This is a genomic window from Caulobacter sp. P1_D6 (genome assembly GCF_056406095.1).
This window is the reverse complement of sequence record NZ_JBFUAW010000041.1, coordinates 34,915-61,407: the sequence shown is the minus strand read 5'-3', so window position 1 is coordinate 61,407 and position 26,493 is coordinate 34,915. Positions and strand designations below refer to the sequence as shown.

Annotated in this window: 29 protein-coding genes and 1 pseudogene; 15 read left to right on the top strand and 15 right to left on the bottom strand. The window is 68.3% G+C overall.

The genetic code is table 11. The annotated features are described in order from the left end of the window. Positions 1 to 59: 59 nt before the first annotated feature. Complete coding sequence (locus tag AC1DYP_RS20625) at positions 60 to 536, bottom strand: hypothetical protein (protein ID WP_477047909.1); 477 nt, start codon at positions 534 to 536, stop codon at positions 60 to 62. A gap of 180 nt (positions 537 to 716) precedes the next feature. Between AC1DYP_RS20625 and AC1DYP_RS20620 the strand changes: the two genes are divergently transcribed. The 3 genes from AC1DYP_RS20620 (at position 717) to AC1DYP_RS20610 (ending at position 3,132) form a co-directional block, all read left to right on the top strand. Beyond that, positions 717 to 1,991: a glutamate-5-semialdehyde dehydrogenase gene (locus AC1DYP_RS20620; RefSeq protein WP_477047908.1), complete on the top strand. Its 1,275-nt coding sequence runs from the start codon at positions 717 to 719 to the stop codon at positions 1,989 to 1,991. Continuing rightward, positions 1,957 to 2,610, top strand: coding sequence for a nicotinate-nucleotide adenylyltransferase (locus tag AC1DYP_RS20615; protein WP_477032328.1), 654 nt, complete (start codon positions 1,957 to 1,959; stop codon positions 2,608 to 2,610). Before AC1DYP_RS20620 ends, AC1DYP_RS20615 begins: the two co-directional genes overlap by 35 nt. Before the next feature lie 117 nt (positions 2,611 to 2,727). Next, positions 2,728 to 3,132, top strand: coding sequence for a nuclear transport factor 2 family protein (locus AC1DYP_RS20610; protein ID WP_477047907.1), 405 nt, complete (start codon positions 2,728 to 2,730; stop codon positions 3,130 to 3,132). 98 nt (positions 3,133 to 3,230) lie between these two features. On the opposite strand, the gene AC1DYP_RS20605 is transcribed toward AC1DYP_RS20610, so the two are convergent. After that, positions 3,231 to 3,797, bottom strand: a complete 567-nt coding sequence (locus tag AC1DYP_RS20605) for a hypothetical protein (RefSeq protein ID WP_477047906.1) — start codon at positions 3,795 to 3,797, stop codon at positions 3,231 to 3,233. A gap of 195 nt (positions 3,798 to 3,992) precedes the next feature. Here AC1DYP_RS20605 and rsfS point away from each other — a divergent pair, with 195 nt between their 5' ends. The 11 genes and pseudogenes from rsfS to mdoH all read left to right on the top strand — a co-directional run. Next, positions 3,993 to 4,421, top strand: a complete 429-nt coding sequence (gene rsfS, locus AC1DYP_RS20600; protein ID WP_477032505.1) for a ribosome silencing factor — start codon at positions 3,993 to 3,995, stop codon at positions 4,419 to 4,421. A gap of 69 nt (positions 4,422 to 4,490) precedes the next feature. Beyond that, on the top strand, positions 4,491 to 4,955 hold the full coding sequence (gene rlmH / locus AC1DYP_RS20595; RefSeq protein ID WP_477047905.1) for a 23S rRNA (pseudouridine(1915)-N(3))-methyltransferase RlmH: 465 nt from the start codon (positions 4,491 to 4,493) through the stop codon (positions 4,953 to 4,955). Between the two features lie 15 nt (positions 4,956 to 4,970). Beyond that, positions 4,971 to 6,044, top strand: a complete 1,074-nt coding sequence (locus AC1DYP_RS20590; RefSeq protein ID WP_477047904.1) for a murein hydrolase activator EnvC family protein — start codon at positions 4,971 to 4,973, stop codon at positions 6,042 to 6,044. Between the two features lie 126 nt (positions 6,045 to 6,170). Further along, positions 6,171 to 7,565, top strand: a complete 1,395-nt coding sequence (locus AC1DYP_RS20585) for a S41 family peptidase (RefSeq protein ID WP_477032323.1) — start codon at positions 6,171 to 6,173, stop codon at positions 7,563 to 7,565. Between the two features lie 151 nt (positions 7,566 to 7,716). Beyond that, the gene (locus AC1DYP_RS20580; RefSeq protein ID WP_477047903.1) at positions 7,717 to 8,418 is read left to right on the top strand and encodes a hypothetical protein; all 702 of its coding nucleotides are present in this window, start codon (positions 7,717 to 7,719) and stop codon (positions 8,416 to 8,418) included. Then, on the top strand, positions 8,419 to 8,664 hold the full coding sequence (locus tag AC1DYP_RS20575; RefSeq protein WP_477047902.1) for a helix-turn-helix domain-containing protein: 246 nt from the start codon (positions 8,419 to 8,421) through the stop codon (positions 8,662 to 8,664). A gap of 75 nt (positions 8,665 to 8,739) precedes the next feature. Further along, complete coding sequence (locus tag AC1DYP_RS20570; RefSeq protein WP_477047901.1) at positions 8,740 to 9,918, top strand: divergent polysaccharide deacetylase family protein; 1,179 nt, start codon at positions 8,740 to 8,742, stop codon at positions 9,916 to 9,918. Beyond that, a complete protein-coding gene (locus tag AC1DYP_RS20565; RefSeq protein WP_477047900.1) occupies positions 9,915 to 10,409 on the top strand; it encodes an RNA pyrophosphohydrolase in 495 nt (164 codons plus the stop codon). The genes AC1DYP_RS20570 and AC1DYP_RS20565 overlap by 4 nt, the downstream gene beginning before the upstream one ends. Before the next feature lie 27 nt (positions 10,410 to 10,436). Continuing rightward, positions 10,437 to 12,020: an alpha/beta hydrolase gene (locus AC1DYP_RS20560; protein ID WP_477047899.1), complete on the top strand. Its 1,584-nt coding sequence runs from the start codon at positions 10,437 to 10,439 to the stop codon at positions 12,018 to 12,020. Between the two features lie 51 nt (positions 12,021 to 12,071). Then, positions 12,072 to 12,821, top strand: a complete 750-nt coding sequence (locus AC1DYP_RS20555; RefSeq protein WP_477032317.1) for an alpha/beta fold hydrolase — start codon at positions 12,072 to 12,074, stop codon at positions 12,819 to 12,821. A 143-nt stretch (positions 12,822 to 12,964) separates the two neighbouring features. After that, positions 12,965 to 14,623, top strand: a pseudogene (gene mdoH / locus AC1DYP_RS20550) (glucans biosynthesis glucosyltransferase MdoH); the annotation flags it as partial. A 53-nt stretch (positions 14,624 to 14,676) separates the two neighbouring features. On the opposite strand, the gene sugE reads toward mdoH, so the two are convergent. From sugE to AC1DYP_RS20485, 13 genes are all read right to left on the bottom strand, one after another. Beyond that, complete coding sequence (gene sugE, locus AC1DYP_RS20545; RefSeq protein ID WP_477047898.1) at positions 14,677 to 15,000, bottom strand: quaternary ammonium compound efflux SMR transporter SugE; 324 nt, start codon at positions 14,998 to 15,000, stop codon at positions 14,677 to 14,679. A gap of 138 nt (positions 15,001 to 15,138) precedes the next feature. Beyond that, entirely contained in the window at positions 15,139 to 15,849 is a 711-nt protein-coding gene (locus AC1DYP_RS20540) for a hypothetical protein (protein WP_477047897.1), read from the bottom strand. A gap of 167 nt (positions 15,850 to 16,016) precedes the next feature. After that, on the bottom strand, positions 16,017 to 16,547 hold the full coding sequence (locus AC1DYP_RS20535; RefSeq protein ID WP_477047896.1) for an NMCC_0638 family (lipo)protein: 531 nt from the start codon (positions 16,545 to 16,547) through the stop codon (positions 16,017 to 16,019). A gap of 69 nt (positions 16,548 to 16,616) precedes the next feature. Then, on the bottom strand, positions 16,617 to 16,877 hold the full coding sequence (locus tag AC1DYP_RS20530) for an ATP synthase F1 subunit epsilon (RefSeq protein ID WP_477047895.1): 261 nt from the start codon (positions 16,875 to 16,877) through the stop codon (positions 16,617 to 16,619). Continuing rightward, positions 16,877 to 17,125: a hypothetical protein gene (locus tag AC1DYP_RS20525; protein WP_422179023.1), complete on the bottom strand. Its 249-nt coding sequence runs from the start codon at positions 17,123 to 17,125 to the stop codon at positions 16,877 to 16,879. Before AC1DYP_RS20525 ends, AC1DYP_RS20530 begins: the two co-directional genes overlap by 1 nt. Next, positions 17,125 to 18,774 carry a F0F1 ATP synthase subunit beta gene (gene atpD, locus AC1DYP_RS20520; RefSeq protein WP_477047894.1) on the bottom strand — a complete coding sequence of 550 codons (1,650 nt, stop codon included), beginning with the start codon at positions 18,772 to 18,774 and terminating at the stop codon, positions 17,125 to 17,127. Before atpD ends, AC1DYP_RS20525 begins: the two co-directional genes overlap by 1 nt. A gap of 57 nt (positions 18,775 to 18,831) precedes the next feature. Further along, positions 18,832 to 19,707, bottom strand: a complete 876-nt coding sequence (locus AC1DYP_RS20515) for a F0F1 ATP synthase subunit gamma (RefSeq protein ID WP_477047893.1) — start codon at positions 19,705 to 19,707, stop codon at positions 18,832 to 18,834. Positions 19,708 to 19,714: 7 nt separating this feature from the next. Next, positions 19,715 to 20,344: a pseudaminic acid biosynthesis-associated methylase gene (locus AC1DYP_RS20510; protein WP_477032311.1), complete on the bottom strand. Its 630-nt coding sequence runs from the start codon at positions 20,342 to 20,344 to the stop codon at positions 19,715 to 19,717. Positions 20,345 to 20,351: 7 nt separating this feature from the next. Continuing rightward, positions 20,352 to 21,884: a F0F1 ATP synthase subunit alpha gene (gene atpA / locus AC1DYP_RS20505; protein ID WP_028038868.1), complete on the bottom strand. Its 1,533-nt coding sequence runs from the start codon at positions 21,882 to 21,884 to the stop codon at positions 20,352 to 20,354. 50 nt (positions 21,885 to 21,934) lie between these two features. Continuing rightward, complete coding sequence (locus AC1DYP_RS20500) at positions 21,935 to 22,489, bottom strand: F0F1 ATP synthase subunit delta (protein WP_477032310.1); 555 nt, start codon at positions 22,487 to 22,489, stop codon at positions 21,935 to 21,937. A gap of 211 nt (positions 22,490 to 22,700) precedes the next feature. Next, positions 22,701 to 22,952: a hypothetical protein gene (locus tag AC1DYP_RS20495; protein WP_477047892.1), complete on the bottom strand. Its 252-nt coding sequence runs from the start codon at positions 22,950 to 22,952 to the stop codon at positions 22,701 to 22,703. Positions 22,953 to 23,087: 135 nt separating this feature from the next. Next, positions 23,088 to 23,423, bottom strand: a complete 336-nt coding sequence (locus AC1DYP_RS20490) for a DUF8200 family protein (protein ID WP_477032308.1) — start codon at positions 23,421 to 23,423, stop codon at positions 23,088 to 23,090. A 230-nt stretch (positions 23,424 to 23,653) separates the two neighbouring features. Beyond that, on the bottom strand, positions 23,654 to 24,832 hold the full coding sequence (locus tag AC1DYP_RS20485; protein ID WP_477047911.1) for an NAD(P)/FAD-dependent oxidoreductase: 1,179 nt from the start codon (positions 24,830 to 24,832) through the stop codon (positions 23,654 to 23,656). Between the two features lie 224 nt (positions 24,833 to 25,056). Between AC1DYP_RS20485 and AC1DYP_RS20480 the strand changes: the two genes are divergently transcribed. Next, positions 25,057 to 26,349 (top strand): acyl-CoA dehydrogenase family protein, encoded by a 1,293-nt coding sequence (locus tag AC1DYP_RS20480; RefSeq protein WP_477047891.1) that lies wholly within the window; start codon positions 25,057 to 25,059, stop codon positions 26,347 to 26,349. Positions 26,350 to 26,493 lie beyond the last annotated feature (144 nt).

Genomic DNA, 26,493 nt, shown 5'->3' with positions numbered 1-26,493 from the left:
GCGGCGCGACGCGCCGTCCTTGACACGGCCAGACGCCAGAGCTCCGATCCACCAAGGCTTTAAGGCGCGGCCCCATCCCAGGCGGATGGGGGCATCGCCATTGCAGCACTTGCTGCAAGTTTGGCATCAATAACAGCATCAAGCCGACCGAGTATTGGCAGTGCCTTTTCCCATTCAACGACAAATATGTCGTCACCGCTGTTGATATACCGGTGGGTGAGGTCTTTGTGACCTGTCGCTAAACCCGCGACGAGCTGATCCAACTTGTCAATATCGGGTAGCGACCTGACCCGTGCCTCAAGGAACAGATCATCAATTCGGTGACCAAATGCCCTCACCGCATCGGTTGATTGCCCGCTGTCGAGAAGCCACGCCTTAAACAGGAGTTCTAGCGCAAAGCCGCCGAGCATGTTCAACGGCAAGATAGTCCAGGCAATTTTAGCCTCGCTGCTACGTAGTGGACTCATGAAGATCATCTTCGCTGCTTCAATGTAGCCTTTCCCGGCCATATAACGACTGGCTGCTTCCCTGTTCATTTGGACATGCTCGCGTAATTTTCGAGCGTACCTTCTGACGACCTGCATCCTTTGTCGCTGACTTTCCGGGCTGCTCCTCCCAGCCCCGCTAACACCCCCACCACCCTTTCCCCATTCCCCCGCCCGCCCAAAGCGCCTAGGTAAGCCTCACTCTGAGCATATCCGGGATCGGAGGATGGCATGGACGACGCGGGCATGAGCTTGCAGGCGACGATGACGGCGATGGGACAGGCGGCTCGGCACGGGGCGCAGGCCTTGCGCGTCGCCACGCCAGCCCAGCGCACGGCCGCGCTCCAAGCCATGGCCGCCGCCATCCGCGCCGACGCCCCCGCCATCCTGGCCGCCAACGCCCGCGACCTCGACAAGGCCGGGGCCGGCGGCCTGACCGCGCCGATGGTCGAGCGGCTGATGCTGAACGCCGAGCGCCTGGAAGGCGTGGCCGCCGGCGTCGAGGCCGTGGCCGCCATCCCCGACCCTCTGGGCGTCGAGACCGCCCGCTGGACGCGTCCCAACGGCCTGGACATCGCCCGGGTCCGCACGCCGATCGGCGTGATCGCCATGATCTTCGAGAGCCGGCCCAACGTCACCGCCGACGCCGCCGCGCTTTGCGTGCGCTCGGGCAACGCGGTGATCCTGCGCGGCGGGTCGGAGTGCATCCACTCCAACCTCGCCATCCACGCGGCCGTGACCAAGGGGCTGAAGGCGGCCGGGATCTCGACCGACGCCGTGCAGATGGTCCGCACCACCGACCGCGACGCCGTCGGCTACATCCTGGGCGGCCTGGACCGCACCATCGACCTGATCATCCCCCGGGGCGGCAAGACCCTGGTGGCGCGGGTGCAGAAGGAAGCGCGGGTCGCGGTGCTGGGCCACCTTGAAGGCTTGAACCACGTGTTCGTCCACGCGGCGGCCGACCCGAAGCAGGCCGTCGAGATCGTGCTGAACGCCAAGATGCGCCGCGTGTCGGTGTGCGGCGCTGCCGAGACCCTGCTGATCGACCGCGCGGCCGCCGACAAGCTTCTGCCGCCGATCGCCGACGCCCTGATCAAGGCCGGCTGCGAGCTGCGCGGCGACGGTCCCTCGCGGGCCATCGAGCCCACCATGAAGCCGGCCGTCGAAGCCGACTGGTCGACCGAATACCTGGCGCCGACCATCTCGGTGGCCGTGGTCGACGGGGTGGAGGGCGCGGCCGCCCACATCGCCGCCTACGGCTCGGGCCACACCGACGCGATCCTGACCGAGGACCCGGCGGCGGCCGAGCGGTTCATCGCGCTGGTCGATAGCGCCATCGTGCTGGTCAACGCCTCGACCCAGTTCGCCGACGGCGGCGAGTTCGGCTTCGGGGCCGAGATCGGCATCGCCACCGACAAACTCCATGCCCGCGGTCCGGTCGGGGCCGAGCAACTGACGACGTTCAAATATGTGGTTCGCGGGACCGGCCAGACTCGTCCCTGAGGCCGGCCGGCCCGCCGCGCAAAGGCTCGGGTTCCATCTGGAACCGGGCATGCGCGTCGGGTTGTTCGGCGGCAGCTTCAACCCGGCGCACGAGGGCCACGCCCACGTCGCCGAGACGGCGTTGCGACGCCTAGAGCTGGACAAGGTGATCTGGCTGGTCTCGCCGCAGAACCCGCTGAAGTCGTCGCACGAGACGCGGCCCCTGGCCGAGCGCCTGGCCGGGGCCCGGCAGTGGGCGCGGGGCAGCGACATGATCGTCTCAGACGCCGAGACCCGCCTGGGCTCGCAATACACGATCGACACCCTGCGCGTGCTGCGGGCCCGTTATCCGGGCGTGAAGTTCGTCTGGGTGATGGGGGCCGACAGTCTGGCCACCTTCCACCGCTGGCGGGGCTGGACCCAGATCATGCGCGAGGTTCCGGTGGCGGTGATCTCGCGCCCGTGGGCGGCGCTGAAGGCCCGCACCTCGCCGGCCGCCCGCCGCTTCGCCTGGGCCCGCCTGCCGTCCAGCGCCGCCTCGATCCTGGCCGACGCCACGGCCCCCGCCTGGGTCTATCTCACCGGCCCGCTGAACTTCGCCTCGTCGACGGCCCTGCGGAAGCGGCAGACCAAGGGGTAGGCGCCCCTTCCCGGCCCAAACGGGCTCCTTTCGGGCTCCGAAGCGTTCTTTGTCGACCCTTCGACAGCGATCCGCCCCAGCGTGGCCGCCGTCGATGCAGCTCGAAAGGAAATCGCCATGGCCACCCATGCCAAGCCGACCAAGGCCGAGATCGTCGCTCTGGAAACGTCCTACTGGGACGCGATGAAGGCCAAGGACGGCGATAAGACCGCCAAGCTCTCCGGCAAGACCAGCCTGGTGACCGGCGCGCGCGGCGTCATGAGCATCGCCCGGGACAAGATGGGCAAGATGACCGAGGAGGGCGACTGGTCGCTGGAGTCCTACAGCTTCGACGACGTCGAGGTCTCCACCCCCGCCCCCGACGTGGCGATCATCGCCTACACCGTGCGCCAGAAGGTCAAGATGAACGGCAAGACCCAGGAACTGCACGCCGCCGACAGCTCGACCTGGATCCGGGGCAGCGACGGCTGGGCCTGCCACGCCCACAGCGAGACGTTCCTGCAGGACGGGGCCGGCGCCTAGAGCGTCTCCCGACCTGATTGCATCAGGCCGGAGCTCTGGGTTTTTGTTTTAGCGCATTTTCTTCACGCGAACCGGCATCCACTTCGCTCGAAAATGCTCTAGAACGCGCCGTCGCTGGCGGTCGCGCTGCCCGGCAGAGCCTTCTTCAACCGCTCGACGATCAGCCTACCCTCGGCCTCGTCCAGTCCGGCGGCCAGTCGGACGGTCCGCGCGCCGTAGGTGAACTGCACCGCGCCGATCTGCATGTGGCGCATGAAGGGCCCGCTCAGCTGGACGTTCGTCAGCGGATTGGCGGGCGCGGCGCGCAGATCGCGGATCTGGGCGCCCTGATAGAGCTTGCTGCGCTTCCACGGGCCGATTTCGGTCCCCAACTCCAGGTCCTTGCCGACGACCCACACGGTCTCGGCGCCCATCAGCATCCAGGCGATCGTGCCGGCCGCGAACACCCAGCCCAGCAGCCAGCCGCACAGCCACAGGCAGATGAACAGATTGAACTCCTGGACCACCTGGGTGATCGCCGTGACGCCGCCCACCGTCCACAGCGTCAGCCACACCGGCAGGAACAGCAGCGCGAACACCTGGCGGCGCGCCTTGATGCGGATCATCTCGACCGGCCCGCTCCGGTCGACGACGAAGCGTTCCTTGCCCAAGGTTTCGTAAGCCATGCCGTTCCCCCGTACTGGAAACCGTTTTCTAGCCCAGGGCGGCGGAAGTGGAAGGGGTTTCGGTCAAGCTTGGCGCCGTCGCCCCGGAAGACACACCGACCCCCTCGAATCGCCCGCGACGACGAACCCCCTCATCTTTTCGAGTCTTCCATGCTATGGGAGCTATTGCGCGAACCCCATCAAGGAGCATTTCCGCTGCGTAGCGACCCCGCGCCCCAGGCGCACGAGGGAACGGTTTCCCCCGAAACCTCGACCAAGAACGAGTCCGAGCTGGACCTGAGTATCAAGGCGCTCGAGACCCTGATCCTGTCGCGTCTCGACGACGACAAGGCCCAGGACATCGTCCACATCGACCTGACGGACAAGAGCTCGGTCGCCGACAGCCTGATCGTGGCGTCCGGCCGTTCGCACCGTCACGTCGGCGCTCTGGCCGACCACATCATCCGCGCGCTCAAGGAGCAGGGCTTCGGCAAGGCGCGGGTCGAAGGCCTGCCGCACTGCGACTGGGTGCTGATCGACGCCGGCGACGTGGTGGTCCACCTGTTCCGCCCCGAAGTCCGCTCGTTCTACAACATCGAGAAGATCTGGGCCGTCGACGCGCCGCACCGGATGGCGTCGAACTAAACCGCTTCGTCTCCCCCGGCCCGGCCGGGGGACGCCAGGCCGCCCTGCCTGGCCCTGCCTGGAAGCGCGATGAAGATCACCATCCTCACCGTCGGAAAACTCGGCCGCATGGTCGAGGCGCAACTGGCCGTGGACTACGCGTCCCGGGCCACCGCGTCCGGCCGCGCCCTGGCGATCGGACCGGTCGAGATCGTCGAGGTCGAGGCCAGGAAGCCCGGCAAGGCCGCCGAGGCCGAGGTGCTGCGCCCGCACCTGGAGGGCGCCTATGTCGTCGCCTGCGACGAACACGGCAAGGTGCGGCCCAGCCGGGCCTTCGCCGAGCATGTGGGCCGCCTGCGCGACGACGGCCACCGCAAGGTCGTGTTCCTGATCGGCGGCGCCGACGGCCTCGACCCCTCGATCCTGGGCGCCGCCAACGAGATGCTGGCCTTCGGGCCCCAGACCTGGCCGCACGCCCTGGCGCGGGCGATGCTGGCCGAACAGATCTATCGCGCCGTCACCATCCTGGCGGGCTCGCCCTATCATCGCGATTGAGGCATTGATCGGATCATGTCGCGTCGCGTCGTCCTGATCACCGCCAGCCTCCTGGTCGCCCTGCTGGGCGCCGGCGGCCTTGTCGCGGCCCAGGTCGGCCAGCGCGGATCGATCAGCGAAAGGACCCCCTCGAGCCAGAAGACCCGGGACGAACAGGCCGCCGCCGAGACCCGCCGCGAGATCGCCGACCTGCGCGGCGAGCTGGACGCCCTGGGCCGCCGCCGGGTCGACGCCGGCGACGACGTCGACCTCAAGCGCGCCCGGCTGGAGGCCCTGCACCAGCGCGAGTCGGCCCTGACCGCCGAGCTGGGTCGCGACCGGGGCCAGCTGGCCCGGCTGCTCAGCGCCCTGCAGCTGTTCCGCCGCGATCCGCCGCCGGCCCTGCTGGTCAGCCCCGACGACGCCCGCGACGCGGTGCGGGCCGCGATCCTGATCCGGGCCATGACGCCCGAGCTGCAGGCCCGCGCCGACGGCTACGCCCGCCAGGCCCGCGCCGTCGCCGCCCTACGCCGCGAAGCCGCCGCCGCCTCCGAGCAGCTGTTCACCGCCGAAAGCCTGGTCGCCGACCGCAAGGGCGAGCTGGAGCGGATGATCGTCGAGAAAACCCAGTTGGAACGCGCTTACGCGCAAGAAGCGCTGACTGGAGATGACCAGGGCACGCTGGGTGCCCTGACCGACGCCCTGTCGCCCAAGCCGGCCACCGGCCCGCTGAAGCTCAGCTCGCCCGTGCCCGGACCGCTGGCCCGGCGCTTCGGCCAGACCATGCCGGCCGGCGGCCGCGCGGCCGGCCTGACGATCCGCACGGAAAAAGGTCACGTCGTGGCCAGTCCCGCCGCCGCCGTGGTCGAATACGCCGGACCGCTGAACGGTTGGGGCACGGTCTTGATCCTGCGCGCCCAGGGCGCCTACCATCTGGTTCTGGCGGGAATGGACGAGGTTTCCGTCGGACCCGGACAATCTGTCGCACCTGGCGCGACGGTAGGCCGGATGGCCAGCCATGGTTCCGACGAACCAGAACTCTATTTCGAAGTCAGGGAAGACGGCGCCCCGGTCGATCCTGAGCGTTGGTTGAAACAAGGATCGCGGTAGGGGATCGCGGTAAACGGCTTTTTCAGCGATGATGGCCGTCAAATGAACAAGGGTTGGTCCCACTAACGGATTGACCGACAAGTTTTAATGCGACGCTTGGCGTCGTCAGGGAGCCTTCCAGGCCACATGCGCAAGTACCTGCTCATCGGTGTTTCGGCCTTCGTCCTCGGTGCGGGGACCATGGCTTACGTCAGCCCCATCGCCCAGGCGACCAGCGCCACCAAGGGCCAGACCTACAAGATGCTCGAGCTGTTCGGCGACGTCCTGCAGACGGTCGACGCCCAGTATGTGTCGGAGGTCGACAACAAGAAGCTGATCGAGGCGGCCCTGGACGGCATGCTGACCAGCCTCGACCCGCATTCCGGCTATCTGTCGCCCGACAGCTTCGAAGACATGCAGGACACCACCCGCGGCGAATACGGCGGGCTGGGCATCGAGGTGACCAGCGAGGACGGCGTGGTCAAGGTGATCTCGCCGATGGACGGCACGCCCGCCTCGCGGGCCGGCATCCAGGCCGGCGACTACATCACCTCGGTCAACGGCCAGTCGGTGCTGGGCCTGACCGTCAACGAAGCTGTCAAGCAGATGCGCGGTCCGGCCGGCGAAGCGGTCACCCTGACCATCGCCCGCGAGAAGACCGACCCGTTCGACGTCAAGCTGACGCGCGAGATCATCAAGCCCAAGGCCGCCATCGCCCGGATGGAGGGCGACTACGGCTATGTCCGCCTGCCCGGCTTCAACGAGAAGGCCACCGACGCCCTGACCACGGCGATCACCGACCTGAAGGCCAAGAACCCCCAGATGAAGGGGCTGATCTTCGACCTGCGCAACAATCCCGGCGGCCTGCTCGACCAGGCCGTGGGCGTGTCCAGCGTGTTCCTGGACGGCGGCGAGGTGGTCAGCCAGCGCGGCCGCGATCCGCGCGACATCCAGCGTTACAACGCAAAGCCGGGCGGCGACATCCTGAAGGGCCTGCCGGTGGTGGTGCTGATCAACCAGGGCTCGGCCTCGGCCGCCGAAATCGTCGCTGGCGCCCTGCAGGACCGCCATCGCGCCGAGCTCGTGGGCATCACCAGCTTCGGCAAGGGTTCGGTGCAGACCGTGATCCCGCTGCGCGGCGGGGCCGACGGGGCGCTGAAGCTGACCACGGCGCGCTACTTCACGCCATCGGGCCGCTCGATCCAGAAGACCGGCATCGCGCCCGACCTGGAAGTGGCCCAGACCAAGGACCAGGCCCAGGACATCGCCAACCGCGTGTGGTTCAGCGAGGCCAGCTTCAAGAACGCGCTGAACGCCGACGAGGGCAAGAGCCGCCAGGGCGCCCACACCCCGGCCGAGGCGCCGCCGGCCGGCTTCGACGAGAAGAAGGGCGACTTCCAGCTGGAACGCGCCGTCGCCGTGCTGAAGGCCGGCTCGGTCCAGGCCGTGCCGAAGCTGCCCAAGCCCCAGGCCAAGATCGCCGAGGTCACCGCCAAGGCCGCCGCCGCGGCCGGCAAGGGCCCGCCGGTCGAGAAGAAGTAGGCTTTCCACCCCTCGCAATCGTCAATCCCGGGCCCTCGCGCCCGGGATTTTCGTTTGCGCGCTCCGCGTCCCCAAGCGCAGTGACGAAGACCTGGTTGACAGCGAATTTTTATTGTTTCACGATAATCTTCTCAACGCGAAGGAGAGTACGATGAAACTGAGCGACAGCGCCGATTTCTGGCCCGGCTTGCGCACGCGCGGCTTGCGCGGCGTCAGCCTCTTCATGGCGACCTTTTGCGGCGTCGCCACGGTGGTGGTGTTCGCCTTCACGATCGTGCTGTTCGTCGGCGTCGGCGCGGCCATGGTCTCCGCGTCCAAGACCGGCGAGACCGCCTGGCGGTCGGGCGTGGTCAATCTGGAGGCCAAGTCTCAACGCCAACCCCCGTGCCCGCCGGCCCATCAAGCGGCCTGCCCGCCCGCGCGTCCCGCGAACCTCCCGGCGGGAGAAATCGCGACGATGTCGCTGGCCTTGCTCGTCGGGGCCCTGCCGCTACTGGCGCTGGCCTATGGCCTGCTCGAAGCCAGCCGCTGCTTCGGGGCTATGGCCAAAGGACGTTTCCTCGCCCGCGCCACGGTCTCGCGGCTGACGCGTTTCGCGATCGGCGGCTTGCTCTTCGTCGTGCTGTTCCCCCATGCCGGCGCGATGGCGGGGGCTGTGAACGAGGGCTTGGGGACAGCGCTCGACGTGCTGAAGCATGCGCCGCAGCCGATCTCCCGCTCGAGCGAGTTCAATTTCAAGGTGACGGGCGTGTCGGAGTGGCTGAACGCGATCTACGCCCTGTCCTTGACCGTCATCGCCGTGGTCATGGCCCGGGCCTCGTCAATCGCCGAAGATCACGCCCAGATCGTCTAGATGCCCATCCTGGTGAAACTCAACGTCGTCATGGCCGAGCGCAACGTGAAGTCCAAGGACCTCGCGGCCTATGTCGGCATCACCGAGGCCAACCTTTCTCTGCTCAAGCAGGGAAAGGTGAAGGGCGTGCGGTTCGAGACCTTGGAACGCATCTGCGAGTTCCTCGACTGCGAGCCAGGGGACATCCTGCGGATCGACCGAAAGAGCCGTGAAACAGGCCCCGACAGCGGGATCGCCAAGGATTGACGCAGCGCTCTGGCGCCATTCCGCCGCACCCTTCATTAACCATATATTCGGCGCTTCCCGCCTAGGCTCCGCCCCATGGCCGTGTCGTTTTCCCGCAAGCCCGCTTATCGCGCGCCTTCGCTCGTCTCCGACGGGTCGGACGCGGGCGATCTGCGCGCGAGGATCCTGGCGGCGGCGGCCAATCCGTTTATCGGCGCCAGCGCCGCGGCCTTCCTGTTCCTGCTGAGCCTGGCCCTGCTGGTGCTGGTCACCGGCGATCCCAACAAGGGCTCGCCCCTGGTGCGGGTGGCCCTCGAAAGGATCGGCACCACCAAGAACGTCCCCCAGGGCTGGCGCGAGGCCCTGGTCGCCGAGGGCGACCACGAGGCGCCGCTGCTGCCCGGCGCCCTGGACCTGTCGAACCTGCCGTTCCTGGGCCATCCCGACACGCCCGACACCGAGGCCGCCATCGCCCCGCTGCCGGTCGCGACCGTCACCGGTCCGCTGCCCGCCGCGCCGATCGCCGGCCTTTACGCCCCTGGTCCGGGCGGCGGCGTCCTGCCCGTGATCTCCCCCGACGGCCGCACGGCGGCGGAGGCCTATGCCCGCCCGTTCACCGCCGACGGCCGCCCCAAGGTGGCCCTGGTGATCGGCGGCCTGGGCCTGAACCCCCAGACCACCCGCGCCGCCATCGAGACCCTGCCGCCCGAGATCACCCTGTCGTTCGCGCCCTATGCCGAGGGCCTGCAGGGCTGGATCGACCTGGCCCGCAGCCATGGCCACGAAGTGCTGCTGGAAGCGCCGATGGAGCCGGTCGACTATCCCGCCAACGACCCAGGCCCCTACACCCTGATCGCCGCCAACCGGCCCGAGGACACCGTGCGCAAGCTGGAATGGCTGATGTCGCGCGCCACCGGCTATTACGGCCTGACCAACTATCTGGGCTCGCGCTTCGTCACCAGCGACACGGCCATGACCACCTTCACCCTGGCCCTGAAGGCCCGGGGCATGGCGTTCATCGACGACGGCCAGGCCTCCCTGCGCGGCGGCCCGATCCCCCGCGCCTCGGCCGACCGGATCATCGACGACGAACTGGCGGCCGGCTCGATCGACGGCCAGCTGAAGATGCTGGAGGCCGGCGCCGCCGGTCGCGGCCAGGCCCTGGGCTCGGGCTTCGCCTATCCGGTGACGATCAACCAGGTGCGCCTCTGGGCCGCCGGCCTGTCCGGGAGGGGCTTGCAACTGGCCCCCGCCTCGGCCATGGCCAAGCGATGAGCCCTGGCGACCTAGACCTCCATCCCGATCACCGCCCCAATGTCGGCGTCGTGCTGTTCCACCCGGACGGCCGCGTCTGGCTGGGCAAGCGCCACAACCAGCCGCCGCCCCATAACTGGCAATTTCCGCAGGGCGGAGTCGACGACGGCGAGGATTTGCTGGCCGCGGCGCGTCGCGAGCTGGCCGAAGAGACCGGCGTCACCTCGATCGAATATCTGGGCCGCACCGAGAACTGGCTGATCTACGACTTCCCCGCCGACTTCGCCTCGTCGAAAAAAGCTCGCGGATTCAAGGGCCAGAAGCAGGTCTGGTTTGCTTTTCGGTTTCTCGGCGACGAATCCGAGATCGATCTGGAGGCTGACGCCCATGTCGAGTTCGACGCCTGGAAATGGGGGGCTCTCGACGAAACGCCCGAACTGATCGTACCTTTCAAACGCGCGGTATACGAACAGGTCGTTTCAGCGTTTGGTGGGTTCGCGCGCGGCGACTGAGATCTTGCCGCGCTGGAGGGGTACGGAGTGGCGGACACGATCCTGCTGATCCACGGCTACGGTTGCGCGGGGGACGTCTGGGATCCCATGGCCGCGCGGCTGCGGGCCGAGGGCTACCGCGTCGTCGCGCCGACCATCCACTCGACCGTGCGTACGGTCGATGGCCCCCGGGCGGGCTTGGCCGGCCTGACCCTGGCCGACTATGTCGCCGAGATGAGCGCCCTGGCCCAGGCCCTGGCCAAGGAAGACGGCAGGAAGCCGATCGTCTTCGGCCACTCCATGGGCGGGCTGATCGCCCAGAAGATCGCTGAGGCCGGCCACGCCGATCGCCTGGTGCTGTTCGCCCCCGCCTCGCCGGCCGACGCCCGCGGCAAACCCAAGCTCTCGCCGGTCTTCACCTTCCTGAACATGGCCCTGCAGTCCAAGCCCGAGACCAGGGCGGGCAAGATGTGGAAGACGGGCTTCAAGTTCGGCGTCATGAACGCCGTGCCGGCCGCGCGCCACGACGCGCTGTACGCGACCATGGTCCACGACAGCGGGCAGGTGCTGGCCGACCTCGCCTGGCCGCACAAGGATCCGAACAGGACCGCCCATGTCGACGCCACGAAAGTGACCGTCCCCCTGCTGGTCCTGGCCGGCGCCCTGGATCGCACCACGCCTCTCGAGGACGTTCGGCGAGTCGGCCAGAAATATCCGGCCGCCGACCTCGAGATCTACCCCAGCAACGCCCACTACTTGATAGATGAGCCAAACACGATGAGCATTCTCGACGACGTGATCGCCTGGCTGACGGGCAAGACGAAAGCCGCTCCGGCCCCGCCGCCGGCGTCCGCGCCCCAGTCCGTGAAGGCCGCGGAGTCCGCGCCGGCCCCCGCGCCGACGCCCGCTCCGGCTCCGGCTCCGGCTCCGGCTCCGGTCGAACCCGCGCCGACCCCGGCCGCCAAGTCCCCCGTCGCGAAGGCCGCTCCGGCGCCGAAGGCCGCGCCCGCCCCGAAGGTCGCCAAGACGGCTGCGAAGAAGCCCGCTCCGAAAGCCGCGCCGGCGGCTCCGAAAGCCCCGGCCAAGCCGAAGGCCGCGGCCAAGCCCGCTCCGGCCAAGGCGGCCGCTCCCAAGGCGGCGCCGGCCCCGAAGCCGGCGGCCGTGAAAGCTCCGGCCAAACCCAAGGCCGAGGCCAAGCCCGCCGCCGCCAAGGCTCCGGCCAAGACGGCCGCCCCCAAGGCCGCCGCGAAGCCCAAGGCCGCTCCGGCCGCCAAGGCTCCAGCGAAAGCGGCTCCAGCCCCGAAGGCTCCGGCCAAGGCCGCGCCCGCTCCGAAGGTCGCCAAGGCCGCTCCTGCCGCCAAGCCGGCCGCGAAACCCGCCGCCAAGCCCAAGGCCGCGGCCAAGCCCGCCGCCGCCAAGGCTCCGGCCAAGGCCGCGACCCCGAAGGCGGCTCCGGCCGCCAAGCCTGCGGCGCCCAAAGTCGCCAAGGCCGCGCCGGCTCCGAAGCCGGCCGCGAAACCGGCCGCGAAGCCCGCGACCGCTAAGGCGCCGGCGAAGGCGGCTCCCGCCAAACCGGCCAAGGCCCCTGCGGCAAAGTCGACCGCCAAATCTTCACCCGCGCCGAAGAAGTAGCGTGTAGGCTGTTCGCTCGGCGCCTAGGCCGAGCGAACAGGCGAGGCGCGTGTGGCGACTCCGGTGATCATGGTGCACGGCGCCTTCTGCGGCGGCTGGACGTTTGACGCGTTCCGCCGACCGTTCGAAGCCGCCGGCCACGTCGTCCAGACACCGGACCTGCTGGGCCACGGCGACGGGGCCCTGGTCGCCGGCCGCTCGATGGCTGACTACGCCAAGCAAATCGCCACCCTCTGCGAGGCCTGCGACGAGCCGCCGATCCTGATCGGCCATTCGATGGGCGGGCTGGTGGCGCAGATGGCCGCCGCACGGGCGCCGGTCTCGCGCCTGATCCTGCTGGCCCCTTCGCCGCCCTGGGGCGTCACGGGCTCGTCCCTGGAAGAAGCGGCTTCGGCCGTCAGCCTTTACGCCCTGGGTCCCTACTGGCTGCAGGCCGTCGCGCCCGACTACGGCGTGGTCGAGAGCTACACTCTGGACCGCCTGACCCGCGACGAGCGCAAGACGCTCTACGCCAAGATGACCGCCGAAAGCGGCCGCGCCCTGTGGGAGACGCTGAACTGGTTCATGGACCCGTTCATGACCACCGGCGCCAGCCCCGTGGGCGTGCCGACCCTGGCGATCGCCGGCGGCAAGGACGTGATCCATCCGCCGGCCACCGTCCGCCAGACCGCCGCGCGGCTGGGCGGCGTCTGCGAGGTCTTCCCGTCGATGAGCCACTGGCTGCCGGGCGAACCGGGCTGGGAGGACGTCGCCGAGGCCTGCCTGGACTTCATCGCCGACGAAAGCCGCGCGGCCGCCTGACACCCGATTCCGGCCTCTCCGGCGAGCGTCCCCATTGCGGCGCTTTCGCGGCGGACGCTTGACCCTTAGATGGCAAAACGCCCCGTCACTGATAGTATAAAAGGCCGCGTTGCTTAGAAATTCAGCGATGAAACACTAATGCAATAAAGCGCCTACACTTCGGGAACCTTGACGCACAGGCCGGCGCCGCCGAGCCGGGCCTGGGTCGGCGCCGCGCGGCGCTGGCCGCGTTCTGCCTGCTGAGCACCGGCCTGGCGGTGTTCGCCGTCACCGCCGCCATGGGCGTGGACGGGCTGGAGCCGCTGGAGTTGGTCCATGCGGGCCTGATCCTGGTGCTGTTCGGCTGGATGGCCTTTTCGTTCGCCGCCAGCCTGGGCGGGCTGTGGCTGTCGCGGCGGACCGACGCCTGGGAGCACGCGGTCGTCGAGGCGCCCCTGTCCGTCCTGACCACCCGCACCGCCCTGCTGGCCCCGATCTATCACGAGGACGTCGGGCCGTTCTTCGCCCGGCTGGCCGCCATGCGGGCCGGCCTGCACGCCCAAGGCCTGACCGCCTTCTTCGACATCGTCGTGCTCAGCGACAGCCGGCGGGCCGAGGTGATCGCCGACGAGCAGCGCGGCTTCGCCGCCTTCCGGCGCGGCGGGGTCGGCCCCCGCGCCTATTACCGCCACCGCCCCGAGAACATCGACCGCAAGGCCGGCAACATCGCCGACTGGGTGCGCCGGCACGGCGGGGCCTACGACCACATGGTGGTGCTGGACGCCGACAGCCTGATGGACGCCCAGACCCTGTGGCGCCTGGCGGCGGCCATGGAACGCGACCCGTCGCTGGGCCTGATCCAGACCGCCCCGACCATCGTGGGGCGCCGCACCCTGTTCGGTCGGCTGGAGCAGTTCGCCAACAGCCTGTACGGCCCGCTGGCGGCCTGGGGCGTGGCGTGGTGGAGCGGCGCCGACGGCAACTATTGGGGCCACAACGCCATCCTGCGCGTCGAGGCGTTCGCGCAGTCCAGCGGACTGCCCCACCTCAAGGGCAAAAAACCCTTCGGCGGCCACATCATGAGCCACGACTTCGTCGAGGCCGCGTTCCTGCGGCGGGCCGGTTGGGGCGTGCGCCTGGCCCCGAGCCTGGGGGGCAGTTTCGAGGAAAGCCCGCCCACCCTGATCGACCACCTGATCCGCGACCGGCGCTGGTGCCAGGGCAACCTGCAGCACCTTGGGGTGCTGGGCGCCGCGGGGCTGCATCCGATCAGCCGGCTGCACCTGGCGCGCGGCGTGCTGAGCTACGCCCTGGCGCCGCTGTGGATCGCCCTGGTGGTCACCGGCGCCCTGCTGTCGGCGCCCGAGGCGGGCGGCGAAGGCGGCGGCTATCCGCTGGCCGGAGCCGCCGTGCTGGCCGTCAGCCTGGCCTTCGTCCTGCTGCCCAAGCTGCTGTCGTACGGCTTGATGCTGGCCGACGGGCAGGCCCGGCGGTTCGGCGGACCCTGGCGCGCCCTGGCCAGCGTCGGGCTGGAGACCGTCGCCTCGACCCTGACCGCGCCGGTCATCATGACGGCCCACACCCGCGCCCTGCTGTCGGTGGCCCTGGGCCGCGACGCCGGCTGGTCGGCCCAGCAGCGCGGTGAAGGCCGGCTGAGCGGCAAGGCGGCCCTGGCCTTCCATTGGCCCGAGATGCTGATCGGTGTCGCCCTGGCGGCGCTGGGCCCCCTGATGGGCGCGGGCCTGTCACCGTGGCTGGCGGTGGCGTCGGCCAGCCTGGTCGCCGCCCCGTTCCTGGTCTGGTGGACGGCCAGCATTGCCCGCGGCCTGAGCCTGCGCGACGCCGGCCTGCTGCTGACCCCGGGCGAACGCCGGGTTCAGTGCGCGGGCGTGAACAGCTTCAGCCCGAGGATGCCCGAGACGATCAGCGCCAGGCAGACCAGCCGCCCGGCCGTGGCCGGCTCCTTGAACAGCAGGATGCCGACGATGGCCGTGCCGACCGCGCCCACGCCGGTCCAGACCGCATAGGCGGTGCCCAGCGGCAGGGACTTCACGGCCCAGCCCAGCAGGCCCATCGAGGCCACCAGGCTGATCGCGGTCAGGACGGTGGGGATCGGGCGGGTGAAGCCCTCGGTGAACTTCAGGCCCACGGCCCAGCCGATCTCGAACAGACCGGCGATAAAAAGGATGATCCAGGCCAAGACCGGCTCCCGAATACAGAGCGGGGTCGTCCCCGGAAGAAAAGGAAAAGGCGCGGGGTCGTCCCCGCGCCTTCAGCTAGATAGGACCATCGGACCGGGGAGCAAGCCCCCGCGACCCGACGTCGCCCCAGGGCCGCTTTAGCGGCTGGTGGTGCTGTACAGGACCTGGGCCTGCTCGAAGTTCTTGCCGATCGAGCTGTCGTCCAGCTTCTTCAGGCGCATGTAGACCAGGCCGGCGTGGCCGTCGGCCCAGGCGTCGTCCCACGAGACCGTCAGGCGCTTGACGTCGCTGACCGTGAGGTCGTTGCGGATCAGGCGCAGCTGCGGCTTGTTCTCCCAGGTCGCCCAGTCGTGCAGGGCGTTGGCCAGGGCTTGAGCCTGGGCGTCGCCCTGGGCGTACTGGATGGTGACGGTGCAGACGTTCTTGTTGCTGCCGGGGTTGTCGACGGCGATCAGATACGGCTTGCCGATATCCTTCACCCACTGCTCTTTCTTCTTCTTCATCCCGGCGGCCTTCACCAGGGCTTGGAAGTCGCCGCCGACCACGGCCGGCTTGCAGACGCTGTCGAGCACGCCCAGCAGCTGCATCGAGACGGGGTCGGTGGTGGGCGGACCACGGGTCGGCTCGACATATTCCGGAGCCTGGCCGGCGGCCGGCGCGGCCACGGCGGGCGTCGCCGTCATCGGGTCGGCCGGCGTGGCCGGAGCGGCCGGGGTCTGGGCCGCCGGGTCGGCGRCCGGCGCCGTGGCGGGAGCCGGAGCGGTCGGAGCAGTCGGAGCGGGTTGCTCCTGGGCGACGGCGGTCGAAACCGCGCCGAGGGCGATCAGGCTGGCGAGCGCAAGGCGCATGGTCGAGTTATCCCCGTTAGGCAAGAGGTCGGCATTAAAACCGACAGGCGTTCCCTCGCAACCCTTATGGTGACGGATTAAGGCGGAGAATAGGTCACAAGTGTAATTTTCTCGCCTGGCGGGTGCGGCGTGACGCCTCAGGGGCGAAAGATGGTCACCCCTGCCTCTCAGGGCTTGGATGTGCTCAGCACGAAGGTCGCCGCGTCGGGGAAGTTGGCCACGACCACGTACATCTTCAGGCCCGGATAGGCCGGCGAGACGTACGAGCCCTTCTGGATCAACTGGCTGTCCTCGCCGGTCTTCACGAAACCCGAACCGACGGCGATGCCGGCGTGGATCATGATGTGCCGCAGCTTCTCGGAGAAGGCGGCGGGATCGCCCGTGACGGGCTGAGCGCCGTCGTAGTAGCCGACCTGGCAGAAGCCGTCCTGCGGCGACTGGGCCAGATAGAGCCGGGCGGTCGCCGGCGAGACCCAGACCTTGGTCGCCGGGCCCTGCCACAGGGCCTTGATCGAGGCCGGAGCCGGCTTCCAGCCCAGCTTGGCGGCAGAAGCGGCCACCGCCGCGGCGTTGGTCCCGGCCGGCAGGCAGACGGACTTGAAGACGTCGACCACCTCCTGGCGATAGGTGGGGACGGCCTGGGCCGAGCTCGCGGCGAGCAGGCCCGCCGAAATAAGGATGGTCGCCAGAACGCGCATCGCCGTGCCCCCAGCGCCGAACGGCGCGAGCGAAAGCTTAGGCTCAATCGCCGACGGGGGGGGGGGGGCTTAMGCCSCCTCGACCGCGTGTTCGGCCAGGATGGTGAAGCCGTCGGGACCGACGTCCGCGAAACCGCCCTGGATGTCGAACAGCCGCACGGTCGAACCGTCGCGGACCGTGACCCGGCCCTCGCGCAGGGTGGTCATGAACGGCGCGTGGTTCGGCAGGACGCCGAAATCGCCTTCCGTGCCGGGGGCGTCGACCTGGTCGACGTCCGCCGAGAACAGTTCACGCTCGGGCGCGACGAGGGAGAAGTGCAGCTTGGCCATTACTCGATGATCTCCACGGCGCCGAGCGCCGCCTCGATGTCTTCGTCGGTCTGAATCTCGGTCCCGCAGAACGGGCAGAAGCGGATGGTGGCCAGCACGACGCCGGTTTCACCATCTGCTTCCCGTTGACCCAGATTGAGCAGGATCAATCCGCTGTCGTGCTCGATCAGCGCGTCTTCGGGATCCGAAGACACCGCATCCTCGAGCTCTTCGCAGCAGAAGTTGATCAGCTCGTGTTCGTCGGTCATTACGCTTCGCCAGCCAGCTTTTCAGCCTTGGCCACCGCTTCTTCGATCGGGCCGACCATGTAGAAGGCGGCTTCCGGCAGGTGGTCGTACTCGCCGTCCACGATGCCCTTGAACGAGCGGATGGTGTCCTTCAGCTGGACGAAGGCGCCGGGCGTGTTGGTGAACTGCTCGGCGACGTGGAACGGCTGGGACAGGAAGCGCTGGATCTTGCGGGCGCGGGCGACCGTCAGCTTGTCCTCTTCCGACAGCTCGTCCATGCCCAGGATGGCGATGATGTCCTTCAGGGCCTTGTACTGCTGCAGCACTTCCTGGACCGAGCGGGCCACGTTGTAGTGCTCTTCGCCGATGACCAGCGGGTCCATGATCCGCGAGGTCGAGTCCAGCGGATCGACGGCGGGGAAGATGGCCTGGGCGGCGATGTCGCGCGACAGAACGGTGGTGGCGTCCAAGTGGGCGAACGAGGCGGCGGGCGCCGGGTCGGTCAGGTCGTCGGCGGGCACGTAGATGGCCTGGACCGAGGTGATCGAGCCCTTGTTGGTCGAGGTGATGCGCTCCTGCAGGTTGCCCATCTCGGTGGCCAGGGTGGGCTGATAGCCCACGGCCGAGGGGATGCGGCCCAGCAGAGCCGACACTTCGGCGCCGGCCTGGGTGAAGCGGAAGATGTTGTCGACGAACAACAGCACGTCCTTGCCTTCTTCATCGCGGAAGTACTCGGCGATGGAGAGGCCGGTCAGGGCCACGCGGGCGCGGGCGCCCGGGGGTTCGTTCATCTGGCCGTAGACCAGGGCGCAGCGGCTGCCTTCGGTCGAGCCGTTGTTGGCCTTCGGGTCGACGTTGACGTTCGACTCGATCATCTCGTGATAGAGGTCGTTGCCCTCGCGGGTGCGCTCGCCCACGCCGGCCAGGACCGAATAACCGCCGTAAGCCTTGGCGATGTTGTTGATCAGTTCCTGCATCGTCACGGTCTTGCCGACGCCGGCGCCGCCGAACAGGCCGATCTTGCCGCCCTTGGTGTAGGGGCACATCAGGTCGATGACCTTGATGCCCGTGACCAGCACTTCAGCGGTGTTGGTCTGGTCGGCGAACGACGGGGCGTCGCGGTGGATGGTGCGGAAGATGTCCGACTTGATCGGGCCCTGCTCGTCGATCGGCTCGCCGATGACGTTCATGATGCGGCCCAGGGTGCCGGGACCGACCGGAACGCGGATCGACTCGCCGGTGTCGCGCACGGCCTGGCCGCGAACGAGGCCTTCGGTGGCGTCCATGGCGATGGCGCGGACGGTGTTCTGACCCAGGTGCTGGGCGACTTCGAACACCAGGCGCTGGCCCGAGGCGGTGTTGACCGTCTCCAGCGCGTTCAGGATGGCCGGCAGCGGGCCTTCGAACTCGACGTCGACGACGGCGCCGATGACCTGCACCAGCTTGCCGGTGGCCGCGCCGATGGTGGCGGGCTTTTCGCGGGTCCCGGCGGCCTTGGCGGCGGCCGGAGCCTTGGGCGCGGCGGCTTTCGGAGCAGCCTTCGGGGCGGCGGGAGCCTTCGTCGCGGCGGCCTTGGGGGCAGCGGCGGCGGCAGCCTTCGGAGCGGCGGGCGTCTTCACGGCGGCCGGCTTGGCAGCGGCGGCGGGAGCCTTAGCGGGGGTCTTGGCCATGGCGTTCAGGATCTTTCGTGCGTCTTCTGCGGGCGTTTTATGGTTGGAAGTTCAGGATCAGACGGCTTCGGCGCCGGAGATGATCTCGATCAGCTCCTTGGTGATCTGAGCCTGACGAGAGCGGTTATATTCGAGGGTGTAGCGCTTGATCATGTCGCCGGCGTTGCGCGTGGCGTTGTCCATCGCCGTCATCTGGCTGGCGTAGAAGCCGGCCATGTTGTCGAGCAGGGCCGACAGGATCTGGACCGTCAGGTTGCGCGGCAGCAGGGTCTCGAGGATGGCCTCTTCCGAGGGCTCGTACTCGTAGACGGCGGCCGGGCCCGAGGTCGCTTCCGCGCCCTCGACGACGGCCGGGATCAGCTGCAGCGCGGTCGGGATCTGCTGAACCACCGACTTGAAGCGGCTGTAGAACAGGGTGACCACGTCGACGTCGCCGGCTTCATAGAGGCGGGTGACGACGTCGGCGATCGGCTGGGCGACCGTCAGGGTGAACTGGCGATAGGCCGACAGGTCGAAATTCTCGACGATGCGGTCGGCGTACAGGCGGCGCAGCTGGGCGGTCGCCTTCTTGCCGACGCAGACGATCTTCACGTCCTTGCCTTCGCGCACCAGGCTGTCGATCCGCTCGCGCGCGGCGCGGACGATCGACGAGGTGAAGCCGCCGGCCAGGCCGCGGTCGGCGGCGGCGACGATGATCAGGTGACGGTCGTCACGGCCGGTGCCGGCCAGCAGGGCCGGAGCGCCGTCGCCCGAAACGCCGGCCGCCAGGTTGGCGATGACGTTCTTCAGCCGGCGCGCATAGGGGCGCGCGGCTTCGGCCGCGTCCTGGCTGCGGCGGAGCTTGGCCGCCGCCACCATCTGCATCGCTTTCGTGATCTTCTGCGTCGCCTTGACGCTTGCGATCCGATTGCGCATTTCCTTTAGGCTTGCCATCCGCCTATCAGACCTTCCTAAACAACCACCAGGTGCTGTCGTCCATCACGGTCGTTCTTCTCCAGAAGAACCCGTAATCGACCAACTGCAGATCTGGGAACATATCCATGTAGAGCGAGCCAAAATCGTTCTTGAACAGAAGATCTTGTTCGCCACGGTAGGTAATCGTTTCGGCCTTCGGCGAAAAATACTCGGAGCAGAAGACGTACTTGGAAGCCACGCGGTGCACTTCGCGCATCGTCGCTTCCAGCTGGCTGGGATCGACGTGGATCAGGACGCCGGCCGTGAAGGCCATGTCCACCGCGCCGTCGGCCAGCGGGATGCTGTGACCGAAACCCTCGAACAACCGCTCGGCCGGCAGGACGCCGTTCCGGACCAGTTGCTCGCGGGCCGAAGCGTTGGGCTCGATGGCCCATTGCTCCATGTCCGACAGCGCCTGGATGCCCAGGAGGTTGAGGCCGACGTTCGGCCCCACTTCCAGGACGCTCTTGGGCATGTCGCCGGTCATGCGCCGAAGCACCTCGCCCCAAACCCGCGCGCGGCCGCGAACAGCCTCGACGGTGGCGGCGCTACGTTGCGTGTAGCGGTCGCCGAACTCGCCGGACCATGCGTCCAAGGATTTGGGTTGATCAGCCATCGATCAGCTAGGCAAAGGTCGCCGAGAAGCTGTCGAGCACGCTCTTCAGCGTGTTCTCCAGGTCCTTGTCGAGGGCCTTCTTGGTGCGGATGCCGTCCAGCAGATCCTTGTGCTGGCTGTGCAGACGGGCCAGCAGCTCGCTCTCGAAGCGACGGACCGACGAGGTCGGGATCTTGTCGAGATAGCCGCGGGTGCCGGCGTAAATCACGCAGACCTGCTCTTCGACGGCTTGCGGCGCGTATTGCGGCTGCTTCAGCAGCTCGGTCAGGCGCTCGCCGCGGGCCAGCAGCTTCTGGGTCGAAGCGTCCAGGTCCGAGCCGAACTTCGCGAAGGCGGCCATTTCGCGATACTGGGCCAGCTCGCCCTTAATCGCGCCGGCAACTTGCTTCATGGCCTTGATCTGGGCCGACGAACCGACGCGCGACACCGAGATGCCGACGTTCACGGCCGGGCGGATGCCCTGGTAGAACAGGTCGGTTTCCAGGAAGATCTGGCCGTCGGTGATCGAGATCACGTTGGTCGGGATGTAGGCCGACACGTCGTTGGCCTGGGTTTCGATGATCGGCAGAGCCGTCAGCGAGCCCGAACCGTTGTCTTCGTTCAGCTTGGCGGCGCGTTCCAGCAGGCGGCTGTGCAGATAGAAGACGTCGCCCGGATAGGCTTCGCGGCCCGGCGGACGGCGCAGCAGCAGCGACATCTGGCGATAGGCGACGGCTTGCTTGGACAGGTCGTCATAGATGATCAGGCCGTGCAAGCCGTTGTCGCGGAACCACTCGCCCATGGCGCAGCCCGAGAACGGGGCCAGGTACTGCAGCGGGGCCGGCTCCGAGGCCGAGGCCACGACGACGATCGTGTATTCCAGCGCGCCGTGCTCTTCGAGCGTCTTGACGATCTGGGCGACGGTCGAACGCTTCTGGCCGATGGCGACGTAGACGCAATAGAGCTTGGCGCTCTCGTCCTTGCCGGCGTTGGCGGCCTTCTGATTCAGGATGGTGTCGATGGCGACGGCGGTCTTGCCGGTCTGACGGTCACCGATGATCAGTTCGCGCTGGCCGCGGCCGACGGGGATCAGGGTGTCGATCGACTTCAGGCCGGTCTGCACGGGCTCGTGCACCGACTTGCGCGGAATGATGCCCGGGGCCTTGACGTCGACGCGGCGACGCTCGGTCGAAACGATCGGGCCCTTGCCGTCGATCGGCTCGCCCAGCGGGTTGACGACGCGGCCCAGCAGGCCACGGCCGACCGGCACGTCGACGATCTCGCCGAGGCGGCGGACTTCGTCGCCTTCCTTGATGGCCTGGTCCTGGCCGAAGATCACGGCGCCGACGTTGTCGCGCTCGAGGTTCAGGGCCATGCCCTTCACGCCGGCTTTCGGGAACTCGACCATTTCGCCGGCCTGGACGTTGTCCAGACCGTAGATGCGGGCGATGCCGTCACCGACGGACAGCACCTGGCCGACGTCCGAAACGGCGGCTTCTTCGCCGAAATTGGCGATCTGCGACTTGAGGATGGCCGAGATTTCGGCGGCGCGGATGTCCATGGCTGTCTTGGGCTCTCTGCGATTTTATCTTTTGACGCGCTTATAGAGGTTTAGGCGCGCTTCAGGGCGAATTTCAGGGAATCGAGCTTCGAACGGAGCGAAGCGTCGAACAGGCGGGAGCCGACACGCACCTTGATGCCGCCCAGGATGGACGGATCGACGCGGGTCGAGATTTCGGGGGTCTTGCCGACGGCGGTGGCGACCGCGGCCGACACGCCCTTCAGTTGGGCGGCGGTCAGGGCCTTGGCGGTCGTGACTTCGGCGGTGACGACGCCGCGATGGACGGCCGACAGCTCGATGAAGGCACTGATGGCGCCCAGCAGATCGCCGGCGCGGCCGTTGCTGGCGACGAGGCCCAGGAACTTGGCGGTCAGCAGCTGGAACTTGGCCTTGGCGGCGACGGCGGTCAGGCCCTTGGCCTTGTCCTCGGCCGAGAAGGCCGGGCTTTCGATCAGGCGGCGCAGGTCGGCGCTGCCGGCCACCATGGCGCGCAGCTCCTTCAGGTCGCCTTCGACCTTGGTCAGCTGGTTGCTCTCGATCGTCAGTTCGAACAGGGACTGCGCATAGCGCTGACCCGCATCCGTCGCCTTGGTTTCGTCCGCCACTTGTTCCGCCCGGTGCGTTGCAATCGCCGCGGACAAGAAGATTAACCCTCGTCCCGGCTTAAAGGCTTGAGCGCGCTCTAGAAAAGCGCATGGACGGCCGGCGCTGACGCGCTGCCCTGTCCGAAGCCGCGCGCCTGATAACACGCAGCCTTCGCAGTCGCAACCAAGGCCAATGCGTAAGGAGGGGCGCGGTTTCGTAAAACAGGTGTGGCTAGGCTTGGGTGACCCTGCGGAACACCGCCGAGGCCGCGGCGACCAGGCTCCCATCCTCGGTACGGGCCTCGGCCTGGGCGAAGACCAGGCTGCGGGTCGAACGCTCGATCCAGGCTTTGCTGGCGTGCGGCTGGCCCTTGGAAGAGAGGGGGGCCGCGCCGTAGTCGACGGTCATCGAGGTGGGTTCGGCGTCGGGCCCGGCGATCTGGCGCAGGGCGTCTTCCAGCAGGGCGGCGGTCGAGGTGGTCATGGCGGTCCCATAGTCCTAACCCGCCTAAAGAAAAAGGGCGGCGGAACCGGTCCGCCGCCCCATCAGGCGAATGTTCGAGGAAACAGCCGGACGGGGCGGGGGAGCCCCAAAAAGCGTCCGGGTACTAGAAAGCGCTTACTTCGCGGCCGTCTGCACGCCGGCCTTGGCCGAGGCGTTGCAGCGGGTCAGGTCGTCGGCGTCCAGCGACTTGGTCTCGCCGCCGAAAGCCGCCACGGGGCCGACTTCCTTGGCGAGCGCCTTGCAAGCGACGGCGGTCAGGGCCCGCGACGGAGCGGCGGCCGAAACGCACTCGGCGCCGTCGCAGATGAAGACCGCGCCGCCGGCGACGACCTTGGTCTTGGCGGCGACCGGGTTTTCCAGGGCGACCGCGATGCGGCCGTCGGCGAAGGCCGAGCCGGCGAACAGGCAGGTGGTCAGGGCGGCGACAGCCGCCAGGGATTGGAGCTTCATTGGAAAGCCCTCCAGCGTATTCAGGGAGTTGGAATGATCGATGATCGGCGAAAAGCTGTACTGGGCGCCCCGACCCGGGGATGTCAGCATCGGTATCCCCACCGACGCTTCGGATCAGAACTAAGCACTGCTTAGATATCAGTGTTCAGAAATAGCGCAAGCGAAAAGTATTTCGCATGAGCATTTTTTAATGAAACGCTTGTTTCACGCGAGAGTCGCCGAGCGACGCCCTACACCTTGGCGTAGAGCCCCGCGATTGTCGCCACGGCGTTCTCGGCTTCCGCCCGGTCGGGGCGCTCCTCGGCGACGCCATAGCCCCACATGTCGCTGTCGCCCACCTGCTGCACGACGATGCCGTCCGGACGCGGCAGGACCGAGACGTGCTTGTAATAGAGCCCGTAGCGGACCTCCGGCTGCGGGGCGAGCCAGGCGATCTGGCCGCGCACCGGGGTGATGGTCTCGTCCTTCCACAGCGCCCGCGCGCCGTAGCCGGTGCAGTTGACCACCACCGGCTCCTTCAGCCGCGCCAGGTCGGCGGGGGTGTCGAAGGTCATGGCCACGATCTTGCCGCCCTCGGCCAGGAAGTCGCTGGTCAGCATGTGGGCCATCTCGGTCACGTTGAACTGCATCGAGGTGCCGTGCCGCACGCGGCCGACCGGGAACGGATGCGAGCCGGCCGGCAGGTCATGGAAGCCGGGCACGATGTCGTGCAGCCGATCGCCGTACTCGGCGAAATGCACTTTGCCTTCAACGTGGGGCCGGCTCTCGCCGGCGCCGTCGAACAGGGTGTAGCGGTCGCTCCACGACACCGGCTCGCCAGGCAGGCCCAGCAGGGTCTGGTAGGTGGCGTAGGAGGTGCGGGCCATCTCCTCCCACAGGGCCGGGAAGCCGGGCGCGACCTTGTCGGCGTCGGCGACGCGCGAGTCCGGCGACCAGGTTCCGGTGGCGCGGAACGAGCGGGTCTGGGGCGTGCGCTCCTTGGCGTAGATCGTCACCTTGGCGCCGGCCCGCTGCAGCAGCAGGGCCGAGGTCAGGCCCAGGGCGCCGCAGCCGATCACCGCGACCTCCTTGGTCCCGCCCTCCAGCGCCTTGCCGGCGGCGATGGTGCTGGAGCCCCACGACAGCGACCAACCGCTGCCGCCGTGGCCGTAGTTGTGCACCACGCGTTTGCCGTTGACGTCTTCGACGTCCAGCCTTGGTCCCGCCGCCCGGAACGGCCGCAGGCAGACGGTGATCTTGGTGATGCGATCGGCGCTCATCCGCAGCGGCGCCAGGGGCGGAACGACGAAGGCCGGACGGGACGGGGCGATCAGGCTTGAGGCCCCGCCCTGCGTCACGCACCCAGCCAGGCTGGTCGCGCCCAGTCCGCCCAGTCCCGCCAGCACGGCCCGTCGGTTGCTCGTTCTCATCTCGCCCACGCGCGTTCCTCCGGTCATGCTCGCGCCGGACCCTAGCGGCCAGACCTTCACCACGCCAAGCCATGGAAGGCCAAGGATCGGCGACGCTCGCCCGCTGCCCGCCTGGAAGGCAGGCCCGGCCCGCGTTCCGTCACGTCAGACTTGGCGAGCCCGAACGGCGGTTCATACTCGCCTGAGACGAGCCCGAACGGGGCCAGCCATAGGGAGACGCGGCCATGGATTTCAACCTGCCGCCGGAACTGACGGCCTACCTGGCGACGCTCGACGCGTTCATCACCGACAAGATCGCGCCGCTGCAGGCCGAGCACGACAACGAGCGCTTCTTCGACCACCGCCGCGAATGGGCCCGCACCGACTGGGACGGCGGCGGCCTGCCGCGCCGCGAGTGGGAGGAGCTGCTGGGCAAGGCCCGGGGCATAGCCGACGCCGCCGGCCACTACCGCTTCGCCCTTCCCAAAGAGTACGGCGGCCAGGACGGCTCGAACCTCTGGATGGCGGTGATCCGCGAGCACCTGGCGGCCAAGGGTCTGGGCCTGTTCAACGACCTGCAGAACGAGCATTCGATCGTCGGCAACAACCCGTTCGTGCTGATGATCCGCGACTTCGGCCGGCCCGACCAGCAGCACCTGATCCCCGACATGCTGGACCGCCACGCCTTCCGCCCGACCTTCGGCCTGACGGAGCCCAACCACGGTTCGGACGCCACCTTCATGGAGACCCGCGCCGTCCGTGAGGCGCATCACGGCCAAAGCGGCTGGCGGATCGACGGCGAGAAGATGTGGACCACCGGCATGCACGCGGCCACCCACTGCGCCCTGTTCGCCCGCACCAGCGGCGAGGACGGCGAGGCACGCGGGATCACCTGCTTCCTGGTGCCCGCCCACGCGCCCGGCGTGAAGATCGAGGAGTACCTCTGGACCTTCAACATGCCCACCGACCACCCCCGGGTCAGCTTCACCAAGGTCTGGGTGCCCGACGAGGCGATGTTCGGGCCGGAGGACGGGGGCCTGGCCCTGGCCCAGCACTTCGTGCACGAGAACCGCATCCGCCAGGCGGCCTCCAGCCTGGGCGCGGCGACCTTCTGCATAGAAGAGAGCATCAAGTACGCGCGCACGCGCAAGCCGTTCGGCAAGGCCCTGGCCGAGAACCAGGCGATCCAGTTCCCGATCGTCGAGCTGTCGACCCAGGCCGAGATGCTGCGCCTGCTGATCCGCAAGACCGCCTGGGAGATGGACCAGATGACCAAGCCGGAGGTCGAGAAGCGGCTCTCCGACAAGGTCTCGATGTGCAACTACTGGGCTAACCGCCTGGTCTGCGAGGCGGCCGACCGGGCCATGCAGGTGCACGGCGGCCTCGGCTATTCGCGCCACAAGCCGTTCGAGCACATCTATCGCCACCACCGCCGCTACCGGATCACCGAGGGCAGCGAGGAGATCCAGATCCGCAAGGTGGCCGCCTGGCTGTTCGGCTACATGGGTCCGCGCAAGGCGGCGTTCGCCGATCTTTAGCGCCGCGACCACGCCTCTACCGTTTACGGGATGACAAATGCGCGCATTGCGAGAGAATGCACGCACAGGTCGTCATCGCGTTTGCATCGACGTGAAGCTCGCCCTTAGTGTGCGTCGAACGACCGCCAAGAACGACATCCGGCG